Source organism: Streptomyces sp. NPDC027185 (genome assembly GCF_055567035.1).
Map to the genome: position 1 here is coordinate 793,714 of NZ_JBVHRF010000001.1, position 25,755 is coordinate 819,468.

A 25,755-nucleotide genomic window follows, 5' to 3' on the forward strand; every position below is an offset into this window, starting at 1 on the left:
TCTTCCGCCCCGGCTCGGCTCCCCGTCCCCCGCCTTCCTCGCGAACCGGCCCCGCCGCAACGCCCCCCGCGCCGTGCCCGGAGCGAACCGCCCGCTCCGCCTCGGGGACGGAGCTGAGCACCGGTACCGCGCCGCCACCATCACGCCGCTCCCCCGCCGCTCCCACCGCGCCGAAGAGGGCAACGGCCCGAGCCCGTACCGCCGCGGCCGCCGTGGCACGACGCGCGGTACGACGGCTCGCACGGCGGCCGCGCCCGGTCAGCGGCGGGGCAGACCCCCCGGCCGGCACCTCCCGGGCACCGGCGCCGGAGCCGGCACCGTCCACCCGGCCTCCGGCGCCGCCGACCGCGCCGCCACTCCCCACTCCGGGGCGTGACGCACCATCCACCGAACGTGACTCTCTGCTCATGTCGGCTGACGGTAGGCCGTCTCCGCGCACCGCGCTGAGCCGCGTCGGATCCGGTGGATAACCAGCCTCTTGTGGATAACCGCGCCCCTCGGAAGGGTGACGGCCCGCCCTCCCGGCAGCGCTCCCACGGCGTCCGGCCCGGCGCTACCGCGGGGCGATCACGGCCCCCAGCAGGCCCGGCCCGGTGTGCGCGCCGATCACCGCGCCGACCTCGCTGACGTGGAGTTCGCGCAGGTGGGGCACGCGTTCGCGCAGACGGGCGGCGAGGGCGTCGGCGCGCTCCGCGGCGGCGAGGTGGTGCACGGCGATGTCCACCTCACCCTGGCCCGCCCGCTCCGCGGCGATCTCCTCCAGCCGTGCGATGGCCTTGGACGCCGTACGGACCTTTTCGAGGAGTTCGATCCGCCCGTCGGACAGCTGGAGGAGCGGCTTGACGGCGAGCGCGGAGCCGAGCAGTGCCTGGGCGGCGCCGATCCGGCCACCGCGTCGCAGGTAGTCGAGGGTGTCGACGTAGAAGTAGGCGGAGGTCGCGGCGGCGCGGCGCTCGGCGGCGACGACCGCGGCGTCCGCGTCGCCCCCCGCCTCGGCGGTCTCGGCCGCCGCCAGGGCGCAGAAGCCGAGGGCCATCGCGACCATGCCAGTGTCCACGACCCTTACGGGGACCGGCGAGTGCCGCGCGGCCAGCACCGCGGCGTCGTAGGTGCCGGAGAACTCGGAGGAGAGGTGGAGCGAGACGATGTCGGTGGCGCCGGCGGCGGCGACCTTGCGGTAGGTGTCCGCGAAGGTCGTCGGGGCGGGGCGCGAGGTCGTCACCGGGAGCCGCTTCCGCAGCGCCTGGGCGACGGATCTCGCGGAGATCTCGGTGCCCTCCTCCAGGGCCTGGTCCCCCAGGACGACGGTCAGCGGAACGGCCGTGATGCGGTGGCGCTGCAGTGCCACCGGCGGCAGGTAGGCCGTGGAATCGGTGACGATGGCGACATGGCGGGACATGAAGGGGAGGTTATCGGGGGCGGACCCGCAGCCGACAGTGCGGGGCCCTCCGCCCCACGCCGGGCCGGGAGCCCACCGGCTCCGCGCGGCAGGACAGTTCACGGCCCTCCGCACCGCTCACCGCCCGGGGCACACCCCGCGCCGCGGGAACCGCCCCGCCGCGCCCGGCGGAGCCGCGCCGGGCTCTCGGCTCGGCCGACGGGCCGCTCTCAGCCGACGCGCCCCGTCCCCGGCGACTTCTGCCACGAGGGCGCCTTCTGCCAGGGGTACGAGGAGCGGCCGCTCCCGTCCGCGGCCGGTATCGCCTCCGGCTGGGCCGCGTCCGGCCCCGGGGCGGCGGACGGCCCGGCACCCGCCGCCGACCGGCCCGCGCCGACGGCACCTTCGGTGGAACCGCTGCCCGCCGCGGCGCCGGCGTCGTCCGAGGCGCGGGTCCAGTGGCGCAGCGCGCCCGCCTCGACGTCGATCTGATCGCTCAGCGCCGCCAGGTCGTCGTCGGCGAACTTCCGCTGCCGGTCGCGCGCCGCCCAGCGGAGCGATTCGGCGGAGCGGGTGATGCGCTCCAGGCGTTCGCGCAGCTCCGGCAGGCGGGCGGCGGTGGTGGCGCGGTCGGGCTCCCGCTCCAGACGCTTCAGCTCGTCGTCCAGGGCGTGGCCGTGGGCGCTGAGGCGGTCGAACAGGCCGAGCGCCTCGCTCAACGACGCGTCCTCGGCCGCGCCGCCCCGCAGCGCCTCCTGGGTCGCCCGCATCGACGTCCGCAGGGACAGCCGCAGCTGCGCCAGCTCGCCCGGAACGCCCGGCCTGGTCATCTGCCGGGCCCGCAGACCGGTGTCCTCGACCGTCCGGCGGGCCTGGGTGACGGTGCGGTCGACGCCGCGCTTGGCCACCTGAACCGCCTTGACCGTGGCGAAGACCCCGGCGACGACGCACAGCAGGAAGAGCAGCCCCACGATGGCGATGGCGGCTTCCATGGGCTCTCCCGGAGAGGTCGCGGCGCCGGTCGGTCACCCGCGCCCGTCCCTCCACCGTAAACGGCACGGGCAGGTTGCGGGCCCTGAGAGAACCCCCAACCTGCCCGTAGGGGAAAACCCCTACAACCGTGGCCGCGCCCGGCCGCGCCGCGTCACGCCGGGACGATGTTGACCAGCTTCGGCGCCCGGACGATCACCTTGCGGATACCGGCACCGCCCAGCGCCGCCACCACCGCGGGCTCGGCCAGCGCCGCCGCCTGAAGGTCCTCGTCGGAGATCGTCGGCGCGACCTCCAGACGGGCCTTGACCTTGCCCTTGAGCTGGACGACGCAGGTCACCGTCTCGTCGACGACGTACGCCGGGTCGGCCACCGGGAAGTCGGCGTGCACCACCGAGCCGGTGTGGCCCAGCTTGCGCCACAGCTCCTCGGCGATGTGCGGCGCCAGCGGGGCGATCAGCAGCACCAGGCGCTCCGCGACGGTCCGCGACACCGGTCCGCCCGCCTTGGTCAGGTGGTTGTTCAACTCCGTGACCTTGGCGATGGCGGTGTTGAACCGCAGGTTCGCCATGTCCTGGGTGACACCGTCGATCGCCTTGTGCAGCGCGCGCAGCGTCGCCTCGTCCGGCTCGGCGTCGACGACGGTGACCTCGCCGGTCGCCTCGTCGACGACATTGCGCCACAGCCGCTGGAGCAGGCGGTACTGGCCGACGACGGCGCGCGTGTCCCAGGGGCGGGAGACGTCCAGCGGGCCCATCGCCATCTCGTACAGGCGCAGCGTGTCGGCGCCGAACTCCGCGCAGATCTCGTCCGGTGTGACGGCGTTCTTCAGGGACTTGCCCATCTTGCCCAGGACGCGGCTGACCTTCTCGCCCTGGTGGAAGTAGCCGCCGTCGCGCTCCTCGACCTCGGCCGCCGGGACGGCGATACCGCGGCTGTCCCGGTAGACGAACGCCTGGATCATGCCCTGGTTGTACAGCTTGTGGAACGGCTCGGAGGACGAGACGTGCCCCAGGTCGAAGAGGACCTTCGACCAGAAACGGGCGTACAGCAGGTGCAGCACGGCGTGCTCGGCACCGCCCACGTACAGGTCGACGCCGCCGTGCGGCTGCCCCTCGCGCGGGCCCATCCAGTACTGCTCGATGCCCGGGTCGACCAGCGCGCTGTCGTTGTGCGGGTCCAGGTACCGCATCTCGTACCAGCACGAGCCGGCCCAGTTGGGCATGGTGTTGGTCTCGCGGCGGTAGCGCCGCACGCCGCGGCCGTCGCCGAGGTCCAGCTCGACGTTGACCCAGTCCTCGTTACGGGAGAGCGGGGTCTCCGGGGAGGTGTCCGCGTCGTCCGGGTCGAAGGTGCGCGGGGAGTAGTCCTCGACCTCCGGCAGCTCCAGGGGCAGCATCGACTCGGGCAGCGCGTGCGCCACGCCGTCCTCGTCGTAGACGATCGGGAACGGCTCGCCCCAGTAGCGCTGGCGGCTGAACAGCCAGTCGCGCAGCCGGAAGTTGACGGTGCCCTCGCCGATGCCCTCGGCGGCCAGCCACTCGGTGATCTTCGCCTTGGCCTCGGTGACGCCCAGCCCGTCCAGGCTGATCGTGCCGTTGGAGGAGTTGACCAGCTTCGCCTCGTACGAGGAGAACGCGTCGTCCCAGGTGGCGGTGTCGGTGCCGCGGTCGTCGGAGGGCTGGACGACGCAGCGCATCGGCAGCTCGAAGGCGCGCGCGAAGGCGAAGTCGCGGCTGTCGTGCGCCGGGACGGCCATGATCGCGCCGGTGCCGTACCCCATCAGGACGTAGTCGGCGATGAAGACCGGCAGCCGCTCGCCGCTGACCGGGTTGGTGGCGAAGATGCCGGTGAAGACACCGGTCTTGTCCTTGGCCTCGGCCTGCCGCTCGACGTCCGACTTGGCGGCGGCCTGCTTGCGGTACGCCGCGACGGCCTCGGCCGGGGTGGCGTGGCCGCCGGTCCAGACGTCGTGGGTGCCCTCGGGCCAGGCGTCCGGCACCAGGGAGCCGTCGGCGATCAGCTCGTGCTCCGGGGCCAGCACCATGTACGTCGCGCCGAACAGGGTGTCCTGGCGGGTGGTGAAGACCGTGATCGCGCGCTCCCCGGCGGGGAAGTCGACGCGGGCGCCCTCGGAGCGGCCGATCCAGTTGCGCTGCTGGAGCTTGATCGCCTCGGGCCAGTCCAGGCCGTCCAGGTCGTTCAGCAGGCGGTCACCGTAGGCGGTGATGCGCATGTTCCACTGGCGCAGCTTCGACTTGAAGACCGGGAAGTTGCCGCGCTCGGAGCGGCCCTCGGCGGTGACCTCCTCGTTGGCCAGCACGGTGCCCAGCCCGGGGCACCAGTTGACCGGCGCGTCCGAGGCGTAGGCCAGGCGGTACTCGCCCAGGACTCCGGCGCGCTCGGCGGCGGACAGCTCACCCCAGGGGCGGCCGTCGGGGGTGGCCCGGGTGCCGGCCTCGAACTGCGCGACCAGGGTGTCGATGGGCCGCGCCTTGTCGGCCTCCGGGTCGTACCAGGAGTTGAAGATCTGGAGGAAGATCCACTGGGTCCACTTGTAGTACGCCGGGTCGATCGTCTCGATCGAGCGGCGCTGGTCGTGGCCCAGACCCAGGCGGCGCAGCTGGCGCCGCATGTTGACGATGTTGGCCTCGGTGGAGACCCGCGGGTGGGTGCCGGTCTGCACGGCGTACTGCTCAGCGGGCAGGCCGAAGGCGTCGAAGCCCAGGGTGTGCAGGACGTTGTGGCCCGTCATGCGCTGGTGGCGGGCGTAGACGTCGGTGGCGATGAAGCCCAGCGGGTGGCCGACGTGCAGGCCCGCGCCCGAGGGGTAGGGGAACATGTCCATGATGAACTTCTTGGGGCGGGCCACCACGGCGGGATCCCCGGCCAGGTCACCGCTCGGGTTGGGCGCCTCGTAGGTGCCCTCCGCCTCCCAGAAGTCCTGCCAGCGTGCCTCGATGTCCGCGGCCAGCGCGGCGGTGTAGCGGTGCGGGGCCGCCTCGGGTGCGCCCTCACCGGCGGGGGAGGTGGTCGTCTCGCTCATCTCTTCAAAGCTCCATCGATCGTCTCTGCCTGCGGCTGCCGCGGACACGGTTGCTGCGGAAACAAAAAGACCCCTCGCACAGGAGGGGACGCCGCGCCGATGCCGACCCGGACGGCCACCGCGGGTGGCCCGGTCGGAACTGATCAGCGCGGCCCGCTAAGCAGAAGGCGTACGGCACGCATGGCGCCAGGGTACCGCAGGGGGCTCGGGGCCCGCGTCGAGGATTCCCACCCGGCGCGGGCCCCGGCCCGCGCGCCCCCCGGAGTCAGGAGCGCGCCGGCCTGGACATCAGTGGCGGTACGACGCGATGTAGCCGTCCGCCGGGGAGCCGACGCCGGTGACGTCGTCGTAGCCGGGCCGGGCGCTCAGGGAGCTGTCCTGGCCCAGGCTGCGCAGCGAGGTCGTGGTGCCCTCGGAGGCGTCGGTGCCGTTGACGTAGTCGGTCCGGACGACCGCCAGACCACGGCCCGCGCCGAGCGGGTGGTCCGTGACGTCGTGGTACGCCGGGGTGCCGTACCGCTGGTAGATGGCGGGGTTGGCGAAGCCGATCGGGATGCCGTGGCGGGCCTGCTGGGCGAGCGCCTGGATACCGGCGATCACGGGCGCGGCGAGCGAGGTGCCGCCGATGCGGTACTCGTCGTAGCCCTGCTTCCCGCCGGGCAGGGTCTGGGTCTGGCCGACGAGGAAGCCGGTGTTGGGGTCGGCGACGGCGGCGATGTCCGGGACGGTGCGCATGGCCTTGCCGCCGCCCGCCTGCGCGAGCCCGTCGGGGACGACTCCGCGCTGGTAGAAGGGTTGCGCGACGGTCTTGCTGGTGCCGCCGCCCGCGCCGCCGCCGAACGCGCCGGGGAAGCCGTCCCAGCTCGCGCCGTCCTTGGCGAGCACCGCCTTACGGGTGCCCCAGCCGGTCTCCCACCGGTACGTGTCGTGCTTGCCGACGGCGAGCGCGGTACCGCCGACGGCGGTGACCCACGCGGAGTTCGCCGGGGTGTCCACCTGCTTGGTGCCGGTGTTGTCGACCTCGTCCCCGTTGTCACCGGAGGAGAAGTAGAAGCCGATGCCCTCGACCGTGCCCTGCTGGAAGACCTGGTCGTAGGCGGCGGCCACGTCCGGCGTCTCGTTGGCCTCGATGTCGCCCCAGGAGTTGGAGACGATGTCGGCGAGACGGCCGTCGACGACCCGGCCGAGGGTGTCGAGGAGGTCGTCGTCCATGCAGGAGGCGGCCCCGGCGTAGACGATGTCGGCGGCGGGCGCGACGGCGTGCACCGCCTCGACGTCGAGGGTCTCCTCGCCGTACCACCCGGCGGCACCGCACTCGTCGAGGTGTGTGTAGTCCTCGGGCAGCACCTGCGAGAGCTGGCCCCGGCGGTAGGCGGCGTCACCGTTGCGGGCCGCGTAGCGGGCGGCGTCGGCGGCGATGGTCGGTGAGGCGTAGGCGTCGGTGATCGCGACGGTGACGCCCTTGCCGGTCCACCTCCCCGCCCCGTAGGCGGCCCGCAGCTGCCTGCCGGTGTAGCCCTTGACCGCGTACGGCGCCTTGGCTCCGTACGCGCTCGGCAGCCCCGTCGCGGTCCGGGAACCGTGGTACGTGGAGAACGGGCCGGCGTTGCGGAAGACGGCGGGCGGCGGGGGCAGCTCGGTGGAGTGGTGGCGGGCCATCCGGGGCGCGTTGTCCAGGCCGGTGACGGTCAGCACGGCGGCGCCCACCGAGGCGGGGGCGGACGCGGTGACCGAGGGCGCGTGGTAAGTGTGGCCGTCCTTGCGGTAGTTGTGCAGGTCGGTGGCGAAGGCACGCTCAGCGGCCGCGGCCGGACCGTGGACGGTGAGGTAGCGGCCGCCCGTCCCGGTGACCGTCAGCCCGGCGCCGCGGAGCCAGTCGCGTACGGCGTTCACCTGCTGCCGGGTGGCGCCGTAGCGCGCCTTGACCTGGCCGGGGGTCAGGTACTTCCCGTAGTGGTCGGAGCGCGGGTCGGAGACCGCCCTGGCGTACGCGGCGAGCCCGTCGGCGTCCCGGCCCGCGAGGTAGACCCGGGCGGTGATGCCGGTGCCCGCGGCGGTGGCGCCGCGGTCGGACTGCTGGGTCGCCCAGGCCGGTTTGGTGCCGCGGAGCTGATGCCGGCCACCGTCTTGACCTGCGGCGTCGGCGGCGGGCGCGCCCAGCGCGAGCGCCCCGGCGATCAGCGGCAGCGCCGCCGCCCACACCGTCGCGGTACGCGCCCGCCCGGCTCTGCTGCGGCTCGATCTCATGGAACCCCCTGTGGTGACGATGCGGTGGATACGGACGACGGCACCGCGACCGGCTCCGCGACGCTCGCCGTACGCGCCGCCGTACACCGGCGTCCGGTGCCTCGCGTGCGGCGTGAGGCGAGGGAGGTGACATGCACGCGATGCGTCACTCTTTCGGTGAACTGTCCATGTCAGGGGCATGAGCACGCCAAGAAGACCCCAAGGAACGACAAAGGAACGTAAGGAACGGCCGGATACGGAAAAGGGTCGGAAAGGGCTGCGGGCACACACCGGAGAGGCCCCAACGGAGGGACGCCGGGGCGAAGGTGATCAGCCGTCAGAGTAGAGCGAACCGCCGCGGGCACCCGGGAGGCCGTCTCGCGCGGCGCGGAACACCCCTCCACCGCCTCCCCGGCGGCGCGGCACACCCCCGGAAATCCCGCGCCATGCCGTAGGTCACACCGCCGCGCCCCCTGCCCGGCGCGCCACGGAACACCCGCCCCCGTGGCGCACACCACATCCGACGACCACACCAGGGAAAGGCGTACACAACGAAGAGCGGGCCGCCCTTTCCGGACGGCCCGCTCTCTTTCTGTGGAGCTAAGGAGAATTGAACTCCTGACCTCCTGCATGCCATGCAGGCGCTCTACCAACTGAGCTATAGCCCCAGGTCTTCTCCGCTGCGGTCTCCCGCGGCGACATCGACTACATTACACGGCCCTCCCGGGCTTCTGCCAAATCGCTCCTGCCGCGGCCCCCGGAGCGGCCCGGGGTACTGTCGGCGGACCGTGCCCGATTCGTCCCTGGGGAGCCGTACGCCGTGACCGCGCCGGAGCTGGAACAGTCCACCGATTCCGGCGGGCGCACCCCGCCGACGGGGGCGCCGGGGCGCCGTGCGGTCGTACGGGCCGCGGTCGGCTGCCTCCTCTCGTTCGCGGCGTTCTGGACCGCTCAGCGGCTGGCGCACGTGACCATGATCGACCTCATGGTCTACCGCGCGGAGGGCTGGACCGCGCGCACCGGCGCGGACCTCTACGACATGGTCGCCACCTCCGCGCACCTGCCGAACACCTACCCGCCGTTCGCCGCGCTGCTGTTCACCCCGCTGACGCTGGTCGGCGTCGGCACCATGCGCACCCTGGCCACGGCCGGCAACCTCCTGCTGCTGGTCGCCGCCGTCCACCTCTCGCTGCGGCTGGCGGGACGGCCGCACCGGCTGCCGCGCGCCGCCGTCACCCTCGCACTGTCCGCGCTGCTGGTCTGGTGCGAGCCGGTCTGGACGACGCTGCGCTACGGGCAGATCAACCTGCTGCTCGCGGTGCTCGTCCTGTGGGACCTCACCCGCAGGGACACCAACCGCTGGGCCGGGATCGGCATCGGCATCGCGGCGGGCATCAAGCTCACCCCCGCGCTGTTCGCCGTCCTCCTCGCACTCGCCGGGGTAGTACGGGCCGTCCGGCTGCTGCGCGGCGGCGCCCCGCTCCGTACGGCGCTGCGGGTGCCCTGGCTGCGGCAGGCGGCGGTGGCCACCGGCACGTTCCTCGCCACCGCCGTGCTCTCCGCGCTCGTCCTGCCGCACGACGCGCACCGCTTCTGGACCGAGATCGTCTTCGCCGCCGACCGCGTCGGTGAGGTCGAGATCACCGCGAACCAGTCGCTGCGCGGCGCCCTCGCGCGGCTGCTGCACACCCACGACCCGGGCGGCGCCTGGCTGGTTGCCGCCGCCGCGACGGCCGTCGCCGGTCTGGCCCTCGCCACCGCCGCACTGCTGCGCGGCGACCGCGCCTGGGCCGCCGTCAGCTGCGCCGTGACGGCCCTGCTGGTCAGCCCGATCTCCTGGTCGCACCACTGGGTGTGGTGCGTACCGGCGCTGATCCTCACCGGCTCCGAGGCACTGGCCCGCACCGGCGGCGCGGCACGGCGCTGGTGGGCGGCGACGGGCGCACTGGCCGTCCTGTTCGTCAGCTTCGCCCTGTGGTGGGTCCCGCACGCCTGGCACCGCCACGAAGAACTGCACCAAAGCCCGCTCCAGCTGCTGCTCTCCGACGTCTACCCGCTCGCCGGGATCGCCCTGCTGGCCCTGTGCGGACTGCGGCTGCGCCGGGCGGGACGCGTCGGGCGGGCGTAACCCGGGACCGTACGGCCCGGCCGCCCGGCCGTACGTGACGTGACGTCAGGACGGGCCCGGGGCCGGCTCACGCGCCGTCAGGCCGGGCCGCCCGTACGGCTGCCGGGCGCGGTGCGGAGCGCACCGCCGCTCACGCTCAGGCCGTGGCGAAGGAGTAGAAACGCTTCAGCGTGCAGTGTTCGTCGAGGAGGCGGCCGTAGATCGGCTCACCGTCCAGTTCGCGGTAGGTCTCGATCGGGTCGCCCTTGATGACCAGCGCGCGGGCGCACTCCTCGCACCAGTACTGGAACGCGGAGTTGAGCGGCTCCATGTCGCGGACGATCGGCGTACCGCTGCCGCACCAGTCGCATTTCCTGCTGTGGGCTCCCATCGGTCAGCTCCAACTGTGGCCGCAGGACGTACAGACGAAAGAGACGCCGCCGTTGTCGCCGAGCATCTGCGCCACCCGGGCGGAGCCGCAGGCGGGGCACTGCAACGACGGGAGCGCGCCGCACGGGACGGGGCGGGGGGCGACGGCGTCCGGGAGCCGGTGCGGGCACGGCGGCCCGGCGGCGGGCAGGTCGACGACCATCCCGAGGATGCTCCTGGGCATCGCGTCCTCTCCTCCCCTGCCGGCGGTCCGATTCTGCCACGGGCCGCCCGGCGGGACGGTCCGGTCACGGCACCGCCCCGGACGCGACGGTCCCCGCACCGAATCTGCCCGCGCCGCCGCGGCCGAACCGTTCGGCACCCGGCCCGGCACGACGCCGCCTGCCGGATACAGCAATGATCCCGCCTCACGCGATCCAGTGCGGGACTGGAATCCGTGAGACGGGATCATCCGGGTTGTGGAGCTAAGGAGAATTGAACTCCTGACCTCCTGCATGCCATGCAGGCGCTCTACCAACTGAGCTATAGCCCCGGGTCTTGTTCCGCCCCTCCGGGTTTCCCCCGGCGGCGCCGCGAACAAGAAGAACTCTAGCCTGCGACCTGCCCAGATGTGAAATCCGGGCCCACGGAACGTTCCGCGGGCGGCTCAGGCGTCGTCGCCGAGCACCGGCTCCGGCAGGGTGCCGGCGTTGTGCTCCAGCAGGCGCCAGCCCCGGGCGCCCTCGCCCAGCACCGACCAGCAGCAGTTCGACAGCCCGCCGAGCCCCTCCCAGTGGTGCGCCTCCAGGCCGAGCAGCCGCCCGATGGTGGTGCGGATGGTGCCGCCGTGGCTGACGACGACGAGGGTGCCGTTGTCGGGCAGCTTCGCGGCGTGGTCCAGGACCACCGGGGCCGCCCGGTCGGCGACCTCGGTCTCCAGCTCACCGCCGCCGCGCCGCACCGGCTCGCCGCGCTTCCAGGCGGCGTACTGCTCGCCGTACCGCTCGACGATCTCCTCGTGCGTCAGCCCCTGCCAGGCGCCGGCGTACGTCTCCCGCAGCGCGGCGTCGTGTGCCACGTCGAGTCCGGTCAGGGCGGACAGCTCACCGGCGGTCGCCGCGGCCCGGCGCAGGTCGGAGGCGACGATGGCGTCCGGGCCCAGGGCCGCGAGGAGCCGGGCCGCGCGCCGGGCCTGCTCCAGGCCGGTCGCGGTCAGCTCGATGTCCGTGGAGCCCTGGAAGCGGCGCTCCAGATTCCAGGCGGTCTGGCCGTGGCGCCACAGGACGATGCGGCGGCCGCGGCCCGCGGAGGTGCCGTTCAGTTGCCCACTCCCTCTGCCTCGCCCGCCGTGGCCTCGGCGTGCGCGGCGGCCTTGCCGCGGGTCGCCTTGGCGTCCTCGGGAAGATCGATCTCGGGGCAGTCCTTCCACAGGCGCTCCAGCGCGTAGAAGACGCGCTCCTCGCTGTGCTGGACGTGGACGACGATGTCGACGTAGTCGAGGAGGACCCAGCGGGCCTCGCGGTCGCCCTCACGGCGGACCGGCTTGGCGCCGAGCTCCTTGTTGAGGCGCTCCTCGATCTCGTCGACGATCGACTTGACCTGGCGGTCGTTGGGCGCCGACGCGAGCAGGAAGGCGTCGGTGATCGAGAGGACGTCGCTGACGTCGTACGCGATGATGTCGTGCGCGAGCTTGTCGGCGGCCGCCTGGGCGGCGGCGTTGATGAGCTCGAGGGAACGGTCCGTGGCGGTCACAAGCGGCTTTCGGGTCGGGGACGGGCCGCCGGCCCCGGGCACACGGCCCACGGCGCCACCGCCCGAGCGGGCGGTGCGAGCGGCTTCGGATTCCCCTCAAGGGTCTCACGGACCACCGACACCCCGGCCGGGGATTTTCGTCACCCGGGGACGCCGGGCCCGTACGGAAGCGAGCCCTCCGCCGCGGGACCGGCGCCGTACGCCACGGGCCACCTGCTCCAGCAGCAGGTGGGGCCGGGTCCCCACGGAAGAGGGGCCGCCGCCCGGTCTCCCCGGGGGCGGCCCCTCACGCCGTGGGCCGGGCCCGTCCGCCACGGGGCCGCCGCCTCCCGCTCCGGGAGGTCGGTGGGCCCGTTCCGCGTCCGTCAGCCCCGGTAGTCCTGGCCGAGGACGACCGTGATGTCCGCGTTGGCGGCGCCGTCGGCCTTGCGGACCGCGCCGGCCGGCAGGCCCAGCGTCTTGGCGACCTCGTCGGCCTTGCCCCGGTCGGCGGCGTCCGCGTAGGTGACCTGGGAAGCGGCCTGGGCGGCGCCCGCGGTGCCGCCGCTGACGTAGGTGTAGCCGCCGTTGACCAGGGCCGCCTGCGCCTTGGCCGCGGTCTTGGCGTCGCCGGTGGCGTTGCGTACCGAGACCCGCGGGGCGGCGTCCGGGTCGGTCTTCCTGACCGTGCCGCCGAGGACGTTCTTGACGACGGAACCGGCCGCGTCCGGGCCCAGGGTGCCGTTGGCCCGCACCGGCAGCAGCAGCGTGCCGTACGCGCCGGTCTTCGCCAGTTCGGCGCGGACCGCCAGCGAGCTGCCCAGCTGCGCCTCGGTGAGCGGCGGGTCGAGCACCTGGAGCAGCGACTTCACGGTGGCGGTGGCGCCGTCGGCGTCGCTGGAGACCTTCTTCAGCGTGGCCTGCATGACCTGGCCGAACCGTGTGAGCTGCTTGTCCTGGGTCTCGCCGGGGCCCCGGTAGGTGGCGTAGGCGACCGCCGACTGGCCGTTGAGGAGCCGGTCGCGGCCCGGCTTGACCAGGGGCGCGTCGCCCTTCTTCACCCCGGGGACGGTGGTGTCGGTGTCGACGGAGACGCCGCCGACGGTCTCGACGAGGTTCTCCAGGTACGGGGTGTCGAGCCGCCAGGACGCCTTGAGGTCGGCGCCCAGGAGGGTGCCCAGGGCTTCGCGGGTGGGTTCGGTGCCGTCGTCCTTGACGGACTTGCCGAGGGTGGTGGCGGTGCCGTCGTCCTTGGTGAGGACGAGGTTGTTCGGCAGCAGGACGGTGGTGCCCTTGCCGGTGGTCTCGTTGTCGACCAGCAGGGCGGTGGAGCTGTCGCCGGTGCGGGTGTCGCGGAGGTGGACGACGAGGACGTCGCGCTTCTGCCCGGCGCCCGCCTCGGCGGCGGGGGCGCCCGGACCGCTCAGCCCCGGCAGCTTCCCGGCCCACCAGAGGTAGCCGACGCCGCCGGTCACCAGCAGGACGAGCACCACCACGAGGGCCACCCGGCGGCTGCGTCCGCGGCGCTTGGCCTCCTCGCGGCGCTCGGTGCGGCTCTCGGTGAACTTCAGCCAGTCGATGACGTCCTCGGAGTCCTCGTCGGGCTCCTCGATGAACGCGAACTGCTCGGTGCGGTACTCCGCATCCCGTCCGGCGCCGGACGCGGACCGACCGGAACCGCCGTCCGGGTCCGCGTCCTCGGGTGACCGGCGCTGCTCCGGAGGGCGCGGCGGCTGCTCACGGTGGTGCTGCGGCTCCTCGGGGTAGCCCGGCGGCACGTCCTGCTCCACCGGGCGACCGCCCTGGAGCGGGTCGCCGTATCCGGGCTGCGCGTACCCTTGCGCGCCGTACTGCTGCCCGGCGTGGCCCTGCTCCCCGTAGGGGGCCCGGCCGTAGGCGTCCTGCCCGTAGGCGGAGGGCTCGTACGACCGCTCGTACGACCGCTCGTACGACGGCTCGGGGGCGGACGGCGCGTAGGGCACCTGCTCGTACGGGGGGCGGGGGGCCTGCTGCGGGACCCAGTTCTGCTGCGGTGCGGGGGCGCCGGGCGCCGGGGTCCCGTAGGGGTCGTAGCCCTGGGCGGGGACGTCGTAGCCCTGGCCCTGGCTCCCGTAGGGGTCGTGGCCGCCGTAGGACGCCGGGTCGCCGTAGGGCGCGGCGGGCCGCCCGTAGGGGTCGTAGTGCTGGTCGTGGCCGGGTGCGGTGTCCTGCACCGGCTGCCCGTACGCGTCGTAGGTGTACTCCGGTCGGCCCTGCCGCCGTTCGCGGGCGTACGGGTCGGGGGTGTACGGGTCCTGCGGCCCGTACGGGTCCTGTCGGTCGGTCACCGGTGCCCCTTTCGATCCGCCCCGTCAGCCGTTGTCGCGGTAGAGCTGCTTCTTGTCGATGTAGCGCACCACGCCGTCGGGGACCAGGTACCAGACCGGGTCGCCCTGGGCGACACGTGCCCGGCAGTCGGTGGAGGATATGGCGAGCGCGGGCACCTCGACGAGGGAGACCGCGCCGTCGGGCAGCCCCGGGTCGGCGAGGACGTGGCCGGGCCGGGTGACGCCGATGAAGTGCGCCAGGGAGACCAGTTCCTCGGCGTCGTGCCAGGTGAGGATCTGTCCCAGCGCGTCGGCGCCGGTGATGAAGAACAGATCGGCGTCGCTGTGCAGCGTCCGCAGGTCACGCAGGGTGTCGATGGTGTACGTCTTGCCGCCGCGGTCGATGTCGATGCGGCTGACGGAGAACTGCGGGTTCGACGCGGTCGCGATGACCGTCATCAGATAGCGGTCCTCGGCCGGGGACACCGTTTTGTGGCTCTTCTGCCACGGCTGCCCGGTCGGGACGAAGATGACCTCGTCGAGGTGGAACTGGCTGGCCACCTCGCTGGCGGCGACCAGGTGTCCGTGATGGATCGGGTCGAAGGTCCCGCCCATCACTCCGAGTCGCCGCTTCACGGGCTCTGTGTGCTCTCCCATGCGAGCAGACCCTACTGGGCGCCGCGCGCCGCCGGAGGCCGGGGACCGGCTCAGCGGTCCCGGTTGAAGCGGGTGGTGATGACCAGCAGGAGGAGCAGGACGATGAAAGCCCCGCCGCCGGTGACGAGCGGGTTGAGGCTGTCGTGCTGGCCGCCCTCGGCGAGGGAGACCAGGGACTGTGCGGGGGTGTGCAGGCTCATTGTCGGGGGACCAATCCGGGCTGGGGGCGGGCAGAGACTTCCGCCACATCGTAAGCGCCGGGCCCGCGCGGGCTCACGGCGACTCCGCCGCCGGCCGGCGCGGACGGCCGCCCGGCGGGCGCGCTCCCCCGGCCGCGTCCGGTCAGCTGCCGTCCGAGTCGCCGTAGCCGCGCAGCAGGAGCCAGGCGAGGAGGGCCGCGCCGAGGACGCCGACGATGATCACGCCGCGGAGCAGCCATCCGGGGCCGTCGTTGGCGTGGGAGACGCCGGTGGCACCGGCCGTCGCGGCGGCGTCGGAAGCGGCGAGCAGCACGCTCGGAATCGTCATGGCGGGGCGCTCCGTTTGTACGGGACTGTGCGGTCATGTGGTGCGAGGTCAGCGTACGCCCGAGCATCCAATCGGCTGTCAGTGGCGTCCTCTAGTCTGAATCACACGCAGTCGAACAGGGGGAGGCCCCAATGACGGAGAGCCCAGGCGGCGAGCGCGTACCGAGCCGGGACCGCAGGCGGTTCCCCGGTATCTCGTCCCGTTCGTACGAACACCCGGCGGACCGGTCGGCGCTGGTGGCGCTGCGCAAGCTCAGCGGGTTCGACACCGTCTTCAAGACGCTCAGCGGCTTGTTGCCGGAGCGCAGCCTGCGGCTGCTCTTCCTGTCGGACTCGGTGCGCGTCGGCGACCGTCAGTTCGCCCACCTCAACGACATGCTGCGGGACGCCTGTTACATCCTGGACCTGGAGAAGGTCCCGCCGATGTACGTCAACCAGGACCCGCAGCCCAACGCCATGTGCATCGGGCTCGACGAGCCGATCATCGTGGTCTCCACCGGTCTGGTCGAGCTGCTGGACGAGGAGGAGATGCGGGCGGTCATCGGCCACGAGGTCGGACACGCCCTGTCCGGGCACGCGGTCTACCGCACCCTGCTGCTCTTCCTGACGAAGATGGCGCTGCGGGTGGCGTGGATCCCGCTCGGCAACGTCGCGGTGATGGCGATCGTGACGGCCCTGCGCGAGTGGTTCCGCAAGTCGGAGCTGTCGGCGGACCGCGCGGGTCTGCTGGTCGGGCAGGACGTCCAGGCGTCGATGCGCGGTCTGATGAAGCTGGCGGGCGGCAACCACCTGCACGAGATGAACGTCGACGCGTTCCTGGAGCAGGCGGAGGAGTACGAGTCCGGCGGCGATCTGCGGGACTCCGTGCTGAAGATCCTCAACGTCCTGCCGCGCAGCCACCCCTTCACCACGGTGCGCGCCGCCGAGCTGAAGAAGTGGGCGGCCAGCCGCGACTACCAGCGGATCATGGACGGCCACTACCCGCGGCGCGACGAGGACAAGGACACCTCGGTCTCCGACTCCTTCCGCGACTCCGCGTCCCACTACGCCGACTCGGTGCGCAACAGCAAGGACCCGCTGATGGGCCTGGTGCGGGACATCGCGGGCGGTGCGGGCGACCTCGGCGGCAAGCTGCGGGACACGGTCTTCCGCAGCCCCCAGCGCCCCGGTGACTCCGGCGGCGACGGCGCTAGCGGACCGGGTGGCTCGGGCTCGGCTGGGAAGTAGCGGCCAGCCGGCCGCAGAGCGAGGGGTTCGCCCACTGGCGGGAGTAGGGATCGGTGCCCGCCGGGCGGGCGTCCCCCGCGCGCTGCCCGGCCAGCAGCGGGCGCAGGACGTCCGCCTGGGGCGAGCAGGTCATCGGCCCGGCCTGAAGGGTGCTCTGCGCGACCTCCAGCCGGTGGTCGGCGAGGTCCTCGCGGTCCAGGCGGAAGCGGATCTCGCGGCGGACGGTGAAGAGCGAGGAGGCGCCGGGCACGGGCTTGCCGGTGCCGTGCTCGGCGTGCTGCGCCGCCCCGTCGGCGGCCCGTACCGCGTAGACGAAGGTGTAGTCGGCGGTGACCTCCAGGGAGTCCGGGCCGCTCTCGGAGGTGGCGAGGGTGCCGGAGACCCGGACGTTGCGGTCGGCGAGTGCCGTCGTGGAACGGTCGAGACGGACCAGCCAGCCGGTCGCCGCGTGCCGTCCGTCGTCGACCGGGTGCGCCATGGACCGGTCGAACTGATCGAGCTGCCCGGTGTCCAGCAGCAGCCGGACGGAGCGGACGTCCCCGCCGGTCAGGGTGGCCGGGTCGACCGAGGAGCGGATCAGGTACTCCTTCGCCAGCCGCAGGGCCTCGATGACCTGGCCGCTGGAGAAGTGCGCGGTGCGCGAGGCGTCCGCGGGGATGGTGATCCCGTCGGCGCCGACCTTGAAGCGGGCGGCCGGGCTGTGGGCGAAGAGGTCACCGGGGGCGCCGCCCGGCACCGCGGCGGGCGGGGTGAGCGGCACCACCGACGACCGCAGCGGCTGGGCGCCGGGCCCGGGGTCGACCGCCTTGTACGGGTGGCGGACGCCCATGTAGATCGCGGTGCCGAAGGCGATGACGATCAGCAGGACCAGCAGCAGCGCCTGGCGTGAGCCGGGCAGCCGCATCCACGGGCGGCGGGGGCGGACGGCAGGGGCGTGGTGTTCGCCGAGGCGTTCGTCGGCGGAGTTCTCCTGGAGCCGGGCAGCGCGGATGAACGACTCGTCGAAGACCATCGACCGGTATTCGTCCTCGCCGCCTCCCGGAGCGCCTTCCGGCGTCCCCTCGGGAGGGTCACCTCGTCCGCTCATATCACCAGAGTAGGTCGGCGGGGTGGGACGTAAACGTCGTGGGGCGGACGGATGCGGCCCGGCGGCGCGGGGTGCGCGGTGGCCGGGGAGGCGCCAAAGGCATCAGGGCGTACGGGACGGCCCGGACGACGGGACGGCTCCGGTGGGCGCGGGCGGCGGCAGGCCGGGGCGGGCCGGGCCGCGACCGGGCGCGGGGCCGCCGGACGGGGCGTCCGTGGAGGCCGGGGGCCGCGCCGGGGCGGTCCCGCCGCCGCGCTGCACGGCCGTGAAGGCGAGGGCGACGAGGCCGACGCCCATGACGACGGCGAGCACCCAGGCCACCGGGCGGTGCCAGTGGGCGGTGCCGCGGTAGGGGCGGAGCGCGCCGCCGTAGGGGCCGTACGGGCCGTGGGGCGCGAAGGTGTCGTCGTCGTACGGGCTCGGGCCGCGGGGGTCGGCGTAGGGGTCGCCGCCGTCGTACTCGGGGCCGGCGGCGAGGCCGGCGCGGGCCTCGGCGGCGGCGACGAGGCGTTCGACGGCGGAGGGTTCGTGGATCTGCGCGGCGCGGACGAACGCCTCGTCGAAGACCACGGAGGCGAAGTCCTCGTCCGCCGCTCCGTGGCTCCCGTGGTCGTGCTCGTCGGGCTGTTCGCCGTCCGGGAACGGCGTGCCCCCCGCGTCGTCCGGCACGCGTCCAGATTAACCGCGTCCGGGCGGCTTGGGCAGGGAGCGGGGCTGACGGGCTCGCCCCCGACGGCCGGGGGCGCCGGGGGCGGGGCCGTCGTCCGGCGGGGGGTCAGCGGGTGTGCCCGTCGCCGGTGACCAGGTACTTCGTGGAGGTCAGCTCGGGCAGTCCCATGGGGCCGCGGGCGTGCAGTTTCTGGGTGGAGATGCCGATCTCGGCGCCGAAGCCGAACTGGCTGCCGTCGGTGAAGCGGGTGGAGGCGTTCACGGCGACCGTGGTCGAGTCGACCAGTTGGGTGAAGCGGCGGGCGGCGGCCTGTGAACCGGTGACGATGGCCTCGGTGTGGCCGGAGGACCAGCGGCGGATGTGGGCGACGGCCGCGTCGAGGTCGGGGACGACGGCGGCGGCGATGTCGTACGAGAGGTACTCGGTGGCCCAGTCCTCCTCGGTGGCGGGGGCGACGAGGCCGGGGCCGGCCTGCTGCCAGACGGCGTCGCCGTGGACGACCACCCCGGCCTGGGTGAGGGCTTCGAGGGCGCGGGGCAGGAACGCCTCGGCGATCCCGGCGTGCACGAGGACGGTCTCGGCGGCGTTGCAGACGCTGGGGCGCTGGGCCTTGGAGTTGATGAGGATGTCCAGCGCCATGTCGATGTCGGCGGCCTCGTCGACGTAGACGTGGCAGTTGCCGGTGCCGGTCTCGATGACCGGGACGGTGGACTCCTCGACGACGGTGCGGATGAGCGAGGCGCCGCCGCGCGGGATCAGTACGTCGACCAGGCCGCGGGCGCGCATCAGCTCCTTGACCGCGTCGCGGCTCTCGCCGGGCACCAGCTGGACGGCGTCGGCGGGCAGCCCGGCACCCGCCACGGCGTCGCGCAGGACGGTGACGAGGGCGGTGTTGGAGGCGTACGCGGAGGAGGAGCCGCGCAGCAGGACGGCGTTGCCGGACTTCAGGCAGAGGGCGGCGGCGTCGACGGTGACGTTGGGCCGGGCCTCGTAGATGATGCCGACGACGCCGAGGGGGACGCGGATCTGCCGCAGGTCGAGGCCGTTGGGGAGGGTCGAGCCGCGGACGACCTCGCCGACCGGGTCGGGCAGGGTGACGACGTGCCGGACGTCACCGGCGATGGCGGCGATCCGCTCCGGGGTGAGGGTCAGCCGGTCGACCAGCGATTCGGGGGTGCCGGCGGCGCGGGCCTTGGCGGTGTCCTCGGCGTTGGCCGCGACGATCTCGTCGGTGCGGGCGACGAGGGCGTCGGCGATGGCGAGCAGGGCGCCGTCGCGGTCGGTCCGCGGCAGCGGCGCGAGGAGGGCCGCGGCCTCCCGGGCGCGGGCCGCGGTCGCGAGAACGGGTGAGGAGTGCGAGGCGCTGCTGGTCATGGGCGGAAGACTAGACGAGCGGCGGCGCGGATCCACGCGGTGGTTCACGGAGCGGACGGGACGGACGGGACGGACGGGACGGACGGGACGGACGGGACGGACGGGGCGCGGACCCGGCGGGCGGGCGCCGCCGGGCCTGGCGGTACGGGCGGGGCGCGGGGCGGTGGGCGCGGGGCTGCGGGTGCGGGACTGCGGGCGCGGGGCTGCGGGTGCGGGGCTATGGACGCGGGGCTGTGGGTGCGGGTCGGTCCGGCGTGCTCCGGGGCCGGTGCGCCCGGTCGGCTCGGCGCCGCGGTACGGGCGGCGCCCCGGCGCCGTGGGGGCGGGGACCGGCCGCCCGGCGCCGTGGGGACGGGAACCGGCCGCCCGGCGTCAGCCGGGGCCGGGCCCGGCGTGCCGTACCGCGGCACGCGCCCCGTGCCGGGCGGGCCACCCGCAACCGCGTCGTCCGGCCGCCCCGCCTCTCAGTACGGGTGTACCCCCACCGGTGCCGCCGGCGGGGGGCCGTAGCCCTCCGCGATGCGTTGGTGGTAGGTGTCGCGGTCGATGACCTCCAGGCCGACGATCTCCCAGGGGGGCAGGCCCGCGGTGGAGCGGTGTTCGCCCCAGAGGCGGAGGGCCACGGCGGCGGCGTCGTGCAGGTCGCGGGCCTCTTCCCAGTACCGGATCTCGGCGTGGTCGTTGGCATAGCGGCTGGTCAGCAGGAACGGGTGGTCGTGGGCGAGCTGTTCGAGGGCGCGGCGGACGTCGGCCAGCGGGGCGTCGGCCCCGGAGACGCTGAGGGTGACGTGCCACAGGCGGGACAGCTCGCGGCCGTCGGGCGCCGGGCGCGGTGCGGCGTGTGGCCGGTCGCGCGGGGTGTCGGGCCGGTTGTCCGGCGGGGTGCCGGTCCCGACGCTGGTCAGTCCGGGCCCCGCCGTACCCCGGCGCGGTGCCCCTGGACGCCCTCGTACCACGGCGGCCTCCTGTGCTGCGAATGATGCGAATCGCCTCGCGCGGGCGCGGGGCCGATCGGTGCGGTCTTCCTCGGCGTGCTGCGGGCGCCCCTCAGCTGCGGCGCCTCCGCAACAAAGTGGACCAGTCCACGGAGCGTCGCGGGGGCGTTTTGCCGAAGGTCCCCGCGGAAAGGGGGCACACCGCTCCGGTTCGGGTGCCGCCGCGCCCGCCGGCCGCCGGCTGCTGACAGCGGCGTCACCGGCGGGGCGGGCGGGTCCGGCGGCGCGGGCGAGGCGTCAGCGGTCGAGGAGGACGAGGTCGTCGCGGTGCACGACCTCGCGCTCGTAGGCGGGGCCCAGTTCGCGGGCGAGGTCGCGGGTGGAGCGGCCGATCAGCCGGGGGATCTCGCGGGCGTCGAAGTTGACCAGTCCGCGGGCGACGGCGGCGCCGGAGGTGTCCCGCAGCTCGACCGGGTCACCCGCGGTGAACTCGCCCTCCACCGCGGCGATCCCGGCGGGCAGCAGCGAGGAGTTCCGCTCGACGACCGCGCGCACCGCGCCGTCGTCGAGGGTCAGCGCGCCACGCGGGGTGGAGGCGTGCGCCAGCCACAGCAGGCGGTCGGCGGAGCGGCGGCCGGTGGGCAGGAAGTGGGTGCCGGTGGGGCCGCCGGCCAGCGCCTCGGCGGCGTGCACCGCGGAGGTCAGCACGACGGGGATACCGGCGGCCGCGGCGATCCGGGCGGCCTCGACCTTGGTCACCATGCCGCCGGTGCCGACCCCGGCCCGCCCGGCGCTGCCGATCTCGATGCCTTCGAGGTCCTTCGCGCCGCTGACCTGCGCTATCCGCGAGGTGCCGGGGGTGGACGGGTCACCGTCGTAGAGCCCGTCGACGTCGGAGAGGAGGACGAGGAGGTCGGCGCGGACGAGGTGGGCGACGAGGGCGGCGAGGCGGTCGTTGTCGCCGAAGCGGATCTCGTCGGTGGCGACGGTGTCGTTCTCGTTGACGATCGGCACGGCGCCCATGGCCAGGAGCTGGTCCAGGGTGCGGCAGGCGTTGCGGTAGTGGGCGCGGCGGCTGGTGTCGTCGCCGGTCAGCAGGATCTGGCCGACGCGGCGGCCGTGGCGCGCGAAGGAGGCGGTGTAGCGGGCGACGAGGAGGCCCTGGCCGACGCTGGCGGCGGCCTGCTGGCGGGCGAGGTCGCGGGGGCGCCGGTCGAGGCCGAGGGGGGCCAGGCCCGCGGCGATGGCACCGGAGGAGACCAGCACGATCTCCTTGTCGCGGTACTTCGCCAAGGTGTCCACCAGCGCGTCGACGCGGTCGGCGTCGAGTCCGCCGACGGCGGTGGTCAGCGAGGAGGAGCCGACCTTCACCACGACCCGGCGCGCCTCGGCGACGCCCTCGCGCGGCCCCGCGGCTCCCGAGGTCCCGCCGGCCGCCGTCCCCTGATTCGCCCCTGCCACCTGCTACCCCTGTGCTCGCGTCCGTTGCCGCCGTGCGGGGCGGCCCGCGGGCCGCCCGTGCGGGCAATCTACGGCAGCGGGCGGGGCGCCCGCGTGGCGATATCGCCTGGCGGACGGCGTGGTGGACGGCGTACGCGGGCGGCGGGCGGGGTGTGCTCCGGCTCACGCCGGGCGGCGCGGGGTGCGACGGCGGTGCGCGGCAAGGGCGTTGACGTTCCGGGAGGTGATGACAAGTCGGTTAAGACGCCGATGACGGCTTCGGGGTTGCGCGCGTTTGGTCCGCATTCGCGGTGATGAGAACCACAGCAGATTGTCACCGGAGCCAACAAGGTCATACGGTCGGGTGTCCACCGGTCCCGTTTCCGCCGCCCAGGCGGCGTCGCAGCGCGGGGCCCGGCCGCCCCCTCGGCCTCCACCTGACCTTCTCTTTTTGCTGCCAGGAGCCCTCCCCCGTGCCTTCCGCCGGAATCGCCCCCCGACGAGCCGTACAGCTCGCGGCGCTGTTCGCGATGATGGTCGCCTTCATCGCCCAGCTGCTCGGTGCGCTGTTGCCCGTCATACCCCTGTTCATCGTCGCGTCCGTGGTCAACCTCGGCCTCGACCTGGTGCTCCAGCACAAGCAGCCCGGACTGCTCGCCGTGCTGGGCCGGGTCCGCTTCGATGTAACGGTTCGTCAGCTGCTGCGCGACATGCTGATCCTCGTCGGCCTGCTGCACATCGACGGCATCAACCCGCTCGTCGAGCAGGCGCCGCTCACCATCGCCCTGCTGGCCTTCTACGGCACGCACTTCGTCTGCCAGGCCCTCGCGGTGCTGGTGCGGCGCAGTCGCGCGCTGCCGTTCGTGACGCGGAACGTCGACGCGAGCGCGCTGGGGCTGTCCGACGCGCCGCCACGGCTGCTGTCCCGGCAGACCGGCCGCCGGCTGCTGCGGTTCTCGGTGCCCACCACGGTCGGCATGATGGTCACCGCGATCACCACGGACGCGTTCTGGGGCGGCATCGGACTGGCCGTCTCGCTGCTGCTGTCGATCGGCGGCTCGCTCTACCTGAGCACCTGGCTGATGCCGAAGAAGCGCGTCCTCGGCGAGGCGCGGGCCCTGGAGTGGCTGGACCGGTGGCTGGCCGCGTACGAGCCGACGGTCGGGATGTACTTCTCCGGCGGCGCGTCCTCCGCGTACCAGGCGAACATGTGGCTCTCCACCCTCGCCGGTCTCGACGGCAAGCCGATCATCGTGCTCCGTGAGCGGTTCATGGTGCAGAAGATCGAGGCGACGGACATCCCGATCGTCTGCATCCCGAAGGTCGCCAACCTGATGCGCCTGGAGCACTCCGCGCTCAAGCTGCTGCTGCACCCGGCGAACTCCGGCAAGACCTCGCAGATCCTGCGGATCCCCTCCATCAAGCACGCCTTCATCAACCACGGTGAGAGCGACAAGCTGTCGTCCTGCAACCCGTACGCGAAGGCGTACGACGAGGTGTGGGTCGCGGGTCCGGCGGCCCGCGACCGCTACCAGCTCGCCGACATCGGCGTGGAGGACAAGGACGTCGTCGAGGTCGGCCGCCCGCAGCTGGCGCCGATCCTGCCGTACGCCGGCCCGCCCGCCGCGGACCGGATGACGACGGTGCTGTACGCCCCGACCTGGGAGGGCTGGGACGGCAACCCGGGCAACACCTCCGTGATGCTGGCCGGCGAGAACATCGTCCGGGCGCTGCTGGCCGACCCGAAGGTGCGGCTGCTGTACAAGCCGCACCCGATGACCGGCTCCGTTGACCCGCGGGCGGGCGCCGCCAACGCCCGTATCCAGGCGATGATCGCGGAGGCCAACGCCCGGCGCGGCGGCGAGCGGCCGGACGCCGGGGCGGCGGCCGAGCTGGAGCGGTGCGAGGCGGAGCTGGCCGCGCTGACCACCTCGGCGTTCCGCAAGAGCGCGGACGAGCTGGAGCGGATGCGGCTCCAGGGCACGCCGCCGCAGGGCCGCGCGGCCGCCGTCGCGGCCGCCGCCGACGCCTGGGAGCGCGCCTACTTCGCGTCCTTCCCGGCGTGGGAGCACCTCGTCATCACCACCGCGCGCCCCGGCATCTTCGGCTGCTTCAACCAGGCGGACGTGCTGATCAGCGACGTCTCCAGCGTGGTGTCGGACTACCTGACCAGCGAGAAGCCGTACGCGGTCGCCAACACCTCCGGGATGACGGAGGAGGAGTTCCGTACGCAGTTCCCGACGGTGCGCGCCGCGGCGATCCTCACGCCCGAGGCGGACGGCGTCGCCGGGCTGCTGGCGAGCGTCCGCAACCCGGAGCTGGACACCCTCGCGGCCGAGCGCGCCGCGCTCAAGGAGCACCTGCTCGGCCCCTCGGACCCGCCCTCGTCGGTCCGCTTCAACCAGGCGTCACTGAAGCTGTGCGCCAAGGCCGACGCCCGCCGTGCCCGCATGGAGCACCGGCTGGCCGGCATCCCCGGGCAGCGCGCCCAGGAGGAGAGCCCGGCGGAGCCCGACGCCCCGGAGGCGCCCGCGGCGGTCTGAGCCACGGCAGCGCGCACACCGGCCCGACGGGGCCCGCCGGTCAGCGGCGGGCCCCGTCGGCGTTCGCGGGCCCCGGGCGCCCGATCCCGGCGACCGTCCGTACGCGGTCGGACCATAGACTGGACGGGACATCCGCAGGCGCAAGTCGCCGGTCCGGTACGAGAGCGAACCGAGGGAATCCGATGGCCGAGTGGCGCCCCGTGCGGCAGGTCCGCACGCATGAGCTGGTGCTGGAGAGCATCGAGGCGCAGGTGCTCGCCGGGGAGCTGAAGGCCGGCGACCGGCTGCCGCCGGAGCGGGAGCTGGCGCCGGTGCTCGGGGTCAGCCGCTCGGCGCTGCGCGAGGCGCTGCGGGTGCTGGAGACCATCGGGGTACTGGTCGCCCAGGCGGGCCGGGGCGCGGACGCCGGGGCGCGGATCGTGCGCCATCCGGACGACGCGCTCGGCCGGCTGCTGCGGCTGCACTTCGCGCTCGGCAGCTACAGCCTCCACGACGTCCTGGAGGCCCGGGTCACCCTGGAGCGCTCCAGTTTCGAGGCGGCGGCGCGGCACGGCTCGCCCGAGGCCCTGGACGAGGCCGGTGAGCTGCTGGAACGGCTGCGCGCCGAGGGACTGTCCGCCGCGGAGTTCAACGATCTGGACACCCGTTTCCACGTCGCCGTCGCCCGCAGCTCCGGCAACGACCTCACCTCGACGCTGACCTCCGCGGTCCGCGAGTCGGTCCGCCCGCTGATCCTGCGCGCCCTGGAGGACGCCGAGGACTGGCCGGCCACCGCCGCGGCCCTCAACGACGACCACACCGAACTGCTCCGCCTGGTCCGCGCGGGCGACGGCACCGCCGCCGCCGACCTCGCCGAACGCCACATCCGCGGCTTCCACGGGACGCTCGTGGAGGACGGGGGCGAGGACGAGGACGGGGGCGAGGACGAGGACGGCGCGGGCGCGTAACCCCGCGCGGGCGCCGCCGGGGGCGCCCGTTCCCGTCACCTACGCCGGGGCCCGCGCCCCGGGCCCGGCCCGCTTCCCGGCGGTCCTGCGCTCCGGCGCCACGCCCCCGGCCCGGCCCGCTTCCCTGCGCTCCGCCCCGGCCTTCCGGCCCGGCCGCCTCCTCCCGGCGTCCCCGTCATTCCCGGCCCCCGGCCC

At 74.1% G+C, this 25,755-nt stretch carries 21 protein-coding genes and 2 tRNA genes; 4 read left to right on the forward strand and 19 right to left on the reverse strand.

Features of this window, described 5'->3' with window-relative positions; all coding sequences use genetic code 11:
- Positions 1-553: 553 nt before the first annotated feature.
- The 5 genes from ACZ4M8_RS03395 to ACZ4M8_RS03415 all read right to left on the reverse strand — a co-directional run bounded on the left by ACZ4M8_RS03395 (position 554) and on the right by ACZ4M8_RS03415 (position 8,308).
- Positions 554-1,399, reverse strand: a complete 846-nt coding sequence (locus tag ACZ4M8_RS03395) for a DegV family protein (RefSeq protein ID WP_467602961.1) — start codon at positions 1,397-1,399, stop codon at positions 554-556.
- A gap of 209 nt (positions 1,400-1,608) precedes the next feature.
- Entirely contained in the window at positions 1,609-2,370 is a 762-nt protein-coding gene (locus ACZ4M8_RS03400; protein WP_467602962.1) for a hypothetical protein, read from the reverse strand.
- Positions 2,371-2,522: 152 nt separating this feature from the next.
- Complete coding sequence (leuS, locus tag ACZ4M8_RS03405) at positions 2,523-5,414, reverse strand: leucine--tRNA ligase (RefSeq protein WP_467602963.1); 2,892 nt, start codon at positions 5,412-5,414, stop codon at positions 2,523-2,525.
- A gap of 288 nt (positions 5,415-5,702) precedes the next feature.
- Positions 5,703-7,661 carry a S53 family peptidase gene (locus ACZ4M8_RS03410; RefSeq protein ID WP_467602965.1) on the reverse strand — a complete coding sequence of 653 codons (1,959 nt, stop codon included), beginning with the start codon at positions 7,659-7,661 and terminating at the stop codon, positions 5,703-5,705.
- 574 nt (positions 7,662-8,235) lie between these two features.
- Positions 8,236-8,308, reverse strand: a tRNA-Ala gene (locus ACZ4M8_RS03415).
- 152 nt (positions 8,309-8,460) lie between these two features.
- Here ACZ4M8_RS03415 and ACZ4M8_RS03420 point away from each other — a divergent pair.
- Entirely contained in the window at positions 8,461-9,768 is a 1,308-nt protein-coding gene (locus ACZ4M8_RS03420) for a glycosyltransferase 87 family protein (RefSeq protein WP_467602966.1), read from the forward strand.
- 136 nt (positions 9,769-9,904) lie between these two features.
- On the opposite strand, the gene ACZ4M8_RS03425 is transcribed toward ACZ4M8_RS03420, so the two are convergent.
- The 9 genes from ACZ4M8_RS03425 to ACZ4M8_RS03465 form a co-directional block, all read right to left on the reverse strand.
- Entirely contained in the window at positions 9,905-10,138 is a 234-nt protein-coding gene (locus tag ACZ4M8_RS03425) for a hypothetical protein (protein WP_030283838.1), read from the reverse strand.
- A gap of 3 nt (positions 10,139-10,141) precedes the next feature.
- Entirely contained in the window at positions 10,142-10,360 is a 219-nt protein-coding gene (locus ACZ4M8_RS03430) for a hypothetical protein (protein ID WP_467602968.1), read from the reverse strand.
- A gap of 236 nt (positions 10,361-10,596) precedes the next feature.
- Positions 10,597-10,669: transfer RNA gene (locus tag ACZ4M8_RS03435), tRNA-Ala, on the reverse strand.
- A gap of 114 nt (positions 10,670-10,783) precedes the next feature.
- Positions 10,784-11,437 carry a histidine phosphatase family protein gene (locus ACZ4M8_RS03440; RefSeq protein WP_467603460.1) on the reverse strand — a complete coding sequence of 218 codons (654 nt, stop codon included), beginning with the start codon at positions 11,435-11,437 and terminating at the stop codon, positions 10,784-10,786.
- The gene (rsfS, locus tag ACZ4M8_RS03445) at positions 11,434-11,868 is read right to left on the reverse strand and encodes a ribosome silencing factor (RefSeq protein WP_467602969.1); all 435 of its coding nucleotides are present in this window, start codon (positions 11,866-11,868) and stop codon (positions 11,434-11,436) included. The genes ACZ4M8_RS03440 and rsfS overlap by 4 nt, the downstream gene beginning before the upstream one ends.
- A 365-nt stretch (positions 11,869-12,233) precedes the next feature.
- A complete protein-coding gene (locus ACZ4M8_RS03450) occupies positions 12,234-14,174 on the reverse strand; it encodes an LCP family protein (protein WP_467602970.1) in 1,941 nt (646 codons plus the stop codon).
- A gap of 24 nt (positions 14,175-14,198) precedes the next feature.
- Positions 14,199-14,810 carry a nicotinate-nucleotide adenylyltransferase gene (nadD, locus tag ACZ4M8_RS03455; protein ID WP_467602971.1) on the reverse strand — a complete coding sequence of 204 codons (612 nt, stop codon included), beginning with the start codon at positions 14,808-14,810 and terminating at the stop codon, positions 14,199-14,201.
- Positions 14,811-14,860: 50 nt separating this feature from the next.
- Positions 14,861-15,010: a hypothetical protein gene (locus ACZ4M8_RS03460; protein WP_467602972.1), complete on the reverse strand. Its 150-nt coding sequence runs from the start codon at positions 15,008-15,010 to the stop codon at positions 14,861-14,863.
- A 142-nt stretch (positions 15,011-15,152) separates the two neighbouring features.
- Positions 15,153-15,338, reverse strand: a complete 186-nt coding sequence (locus tag ACZ4M8_RS03465) for a hypothetical protein (protein WP_467602973.1) — start codon at positions 15,336-15,338, stop codon at positions 15,153-15,155.
- A gap of 131 nt (positions 15,339-15,469) precedes the next feature.
- On the opposite strand from ACZ4M8_RS03465, the gene ACZ4M8_RS03470 reads away from it, so the two are divergent.
- Positions 15,470-16,564 carry a M48 family metallopeptidase gene (locus tag ACZ4M8_RS03470; RefSeq protein ID WP_467602974.1) on the forward strand — a complete coding sequence of 365 codons (1,095 nt, stop codon included), beginning with the start codon at positions 15,470-15,472 and terminating at the stop codon, positions 16,562-16,564.
- On the opposite strand, the gene ACZ4M8_RS03475 is transcribed toward ACZ4M8_RS03470, so the two are convergent.
- The 5 genes from ACZ4M8_RS03475 to proB form a co-directional block, all read right to left on the reverse strand.
- Complete coding sequence (locus tag ACZ4M8_RS03475; RefSeq protein ID WP_467602975.1) at positions 16,527-17,651, reverse strand: SCO2583 family membrane protein; 1,125 nt, start codon at positions 17,649-17,651, stop codon at positions 16,527-16,529. The genes ACZ4M8_RS03470 and ACZ4M8_RS03475 overlap by 38 nt on opposite strands.
- Before the next feature lie 102 nt (positions 17,652-17,753).
- Positions 17,754-18,320: an SCO2584 family spore wall biosynthesis protein gene (locus ACZ4M8_RS03480; protein ID WP_467602976.1), complete on the reverse strand. Its 567-nt coding sequence runs from the start codon at positions 18,318-18,320 to the stop codon at positions 17,754-17,756.
- A 106-nt stretch (positions 18,321-18,426) separates the two neighbouring features.
- The gene (locus ACZ4M8_RS03485; RefSeq protein ID WP_467602978.1) at positions 18,427-19,695 is read right to left on the reverse strand and encodes a glutamate-5-semialdehyde dehydrogenase; all 1,269 of its coding nucleotides are present in this window, start codon (positions 19,693-19,695) and stop codon (positions 18,427-18,429) included.
- A gap of 464 nt (positions 19,696-20,159) precedes the next feature.
- The gene (locus ACZ4M8_RS03490; RefSeq protein ID WP_467602980.1) at positions 20,160-20,651 is read right to left on the reverse strand and encodes a hypothetical protein; all 492 of its coding nucleotides are present in this window, start codon (positions 20,649-20,651) and stop codon (positions 20,160-20,162) included.
- A 276-nt stretch (positions 20,652-20,927) separates the two neighbouring features.
- On the reverse strand, positions 20,928-22,004 hold the full coding sequence (gene proB / locus ACZ4M8_RS03495) for a glutamate 5-kinase (RefSeq protein WP_467603462.1): 1,077 nt from the start codon (positions 22,002-22,004) through the stop codon (positions 20,928-20,930).
- A 539-nt stretch (positions 22,005-22,543) separates the two neighbouring features.
- On the opposite strand from proB, the gene ACZ4M8_RS03500 reads away from it, so the two are divergent.
- Positions 22,544-24,613, forward strand: coding sequence for a hypothetical protein (locus ACZ4M8_RS03500; protein ID WP_467602981.1), 2,070 nt, complete (start codon positions 22,544-22,546; stop codon positions 24,611-24,613).
- 182 nt (positions 24,614-24,795) lie between these two features.
- On the forward strand, positions 24,796-25,560 hold the full coding sequence (locus ACZ4M8_RS03505) for a FadR/GntR family transcriptional regulator (protein WP_467602982.1): 765 nt from the start codon (positions 24,796-24,798) through the stop codon (positions 25,558-25,560).
- Positions 25,561-25,755: the final 195 nt, after the last annotated feature.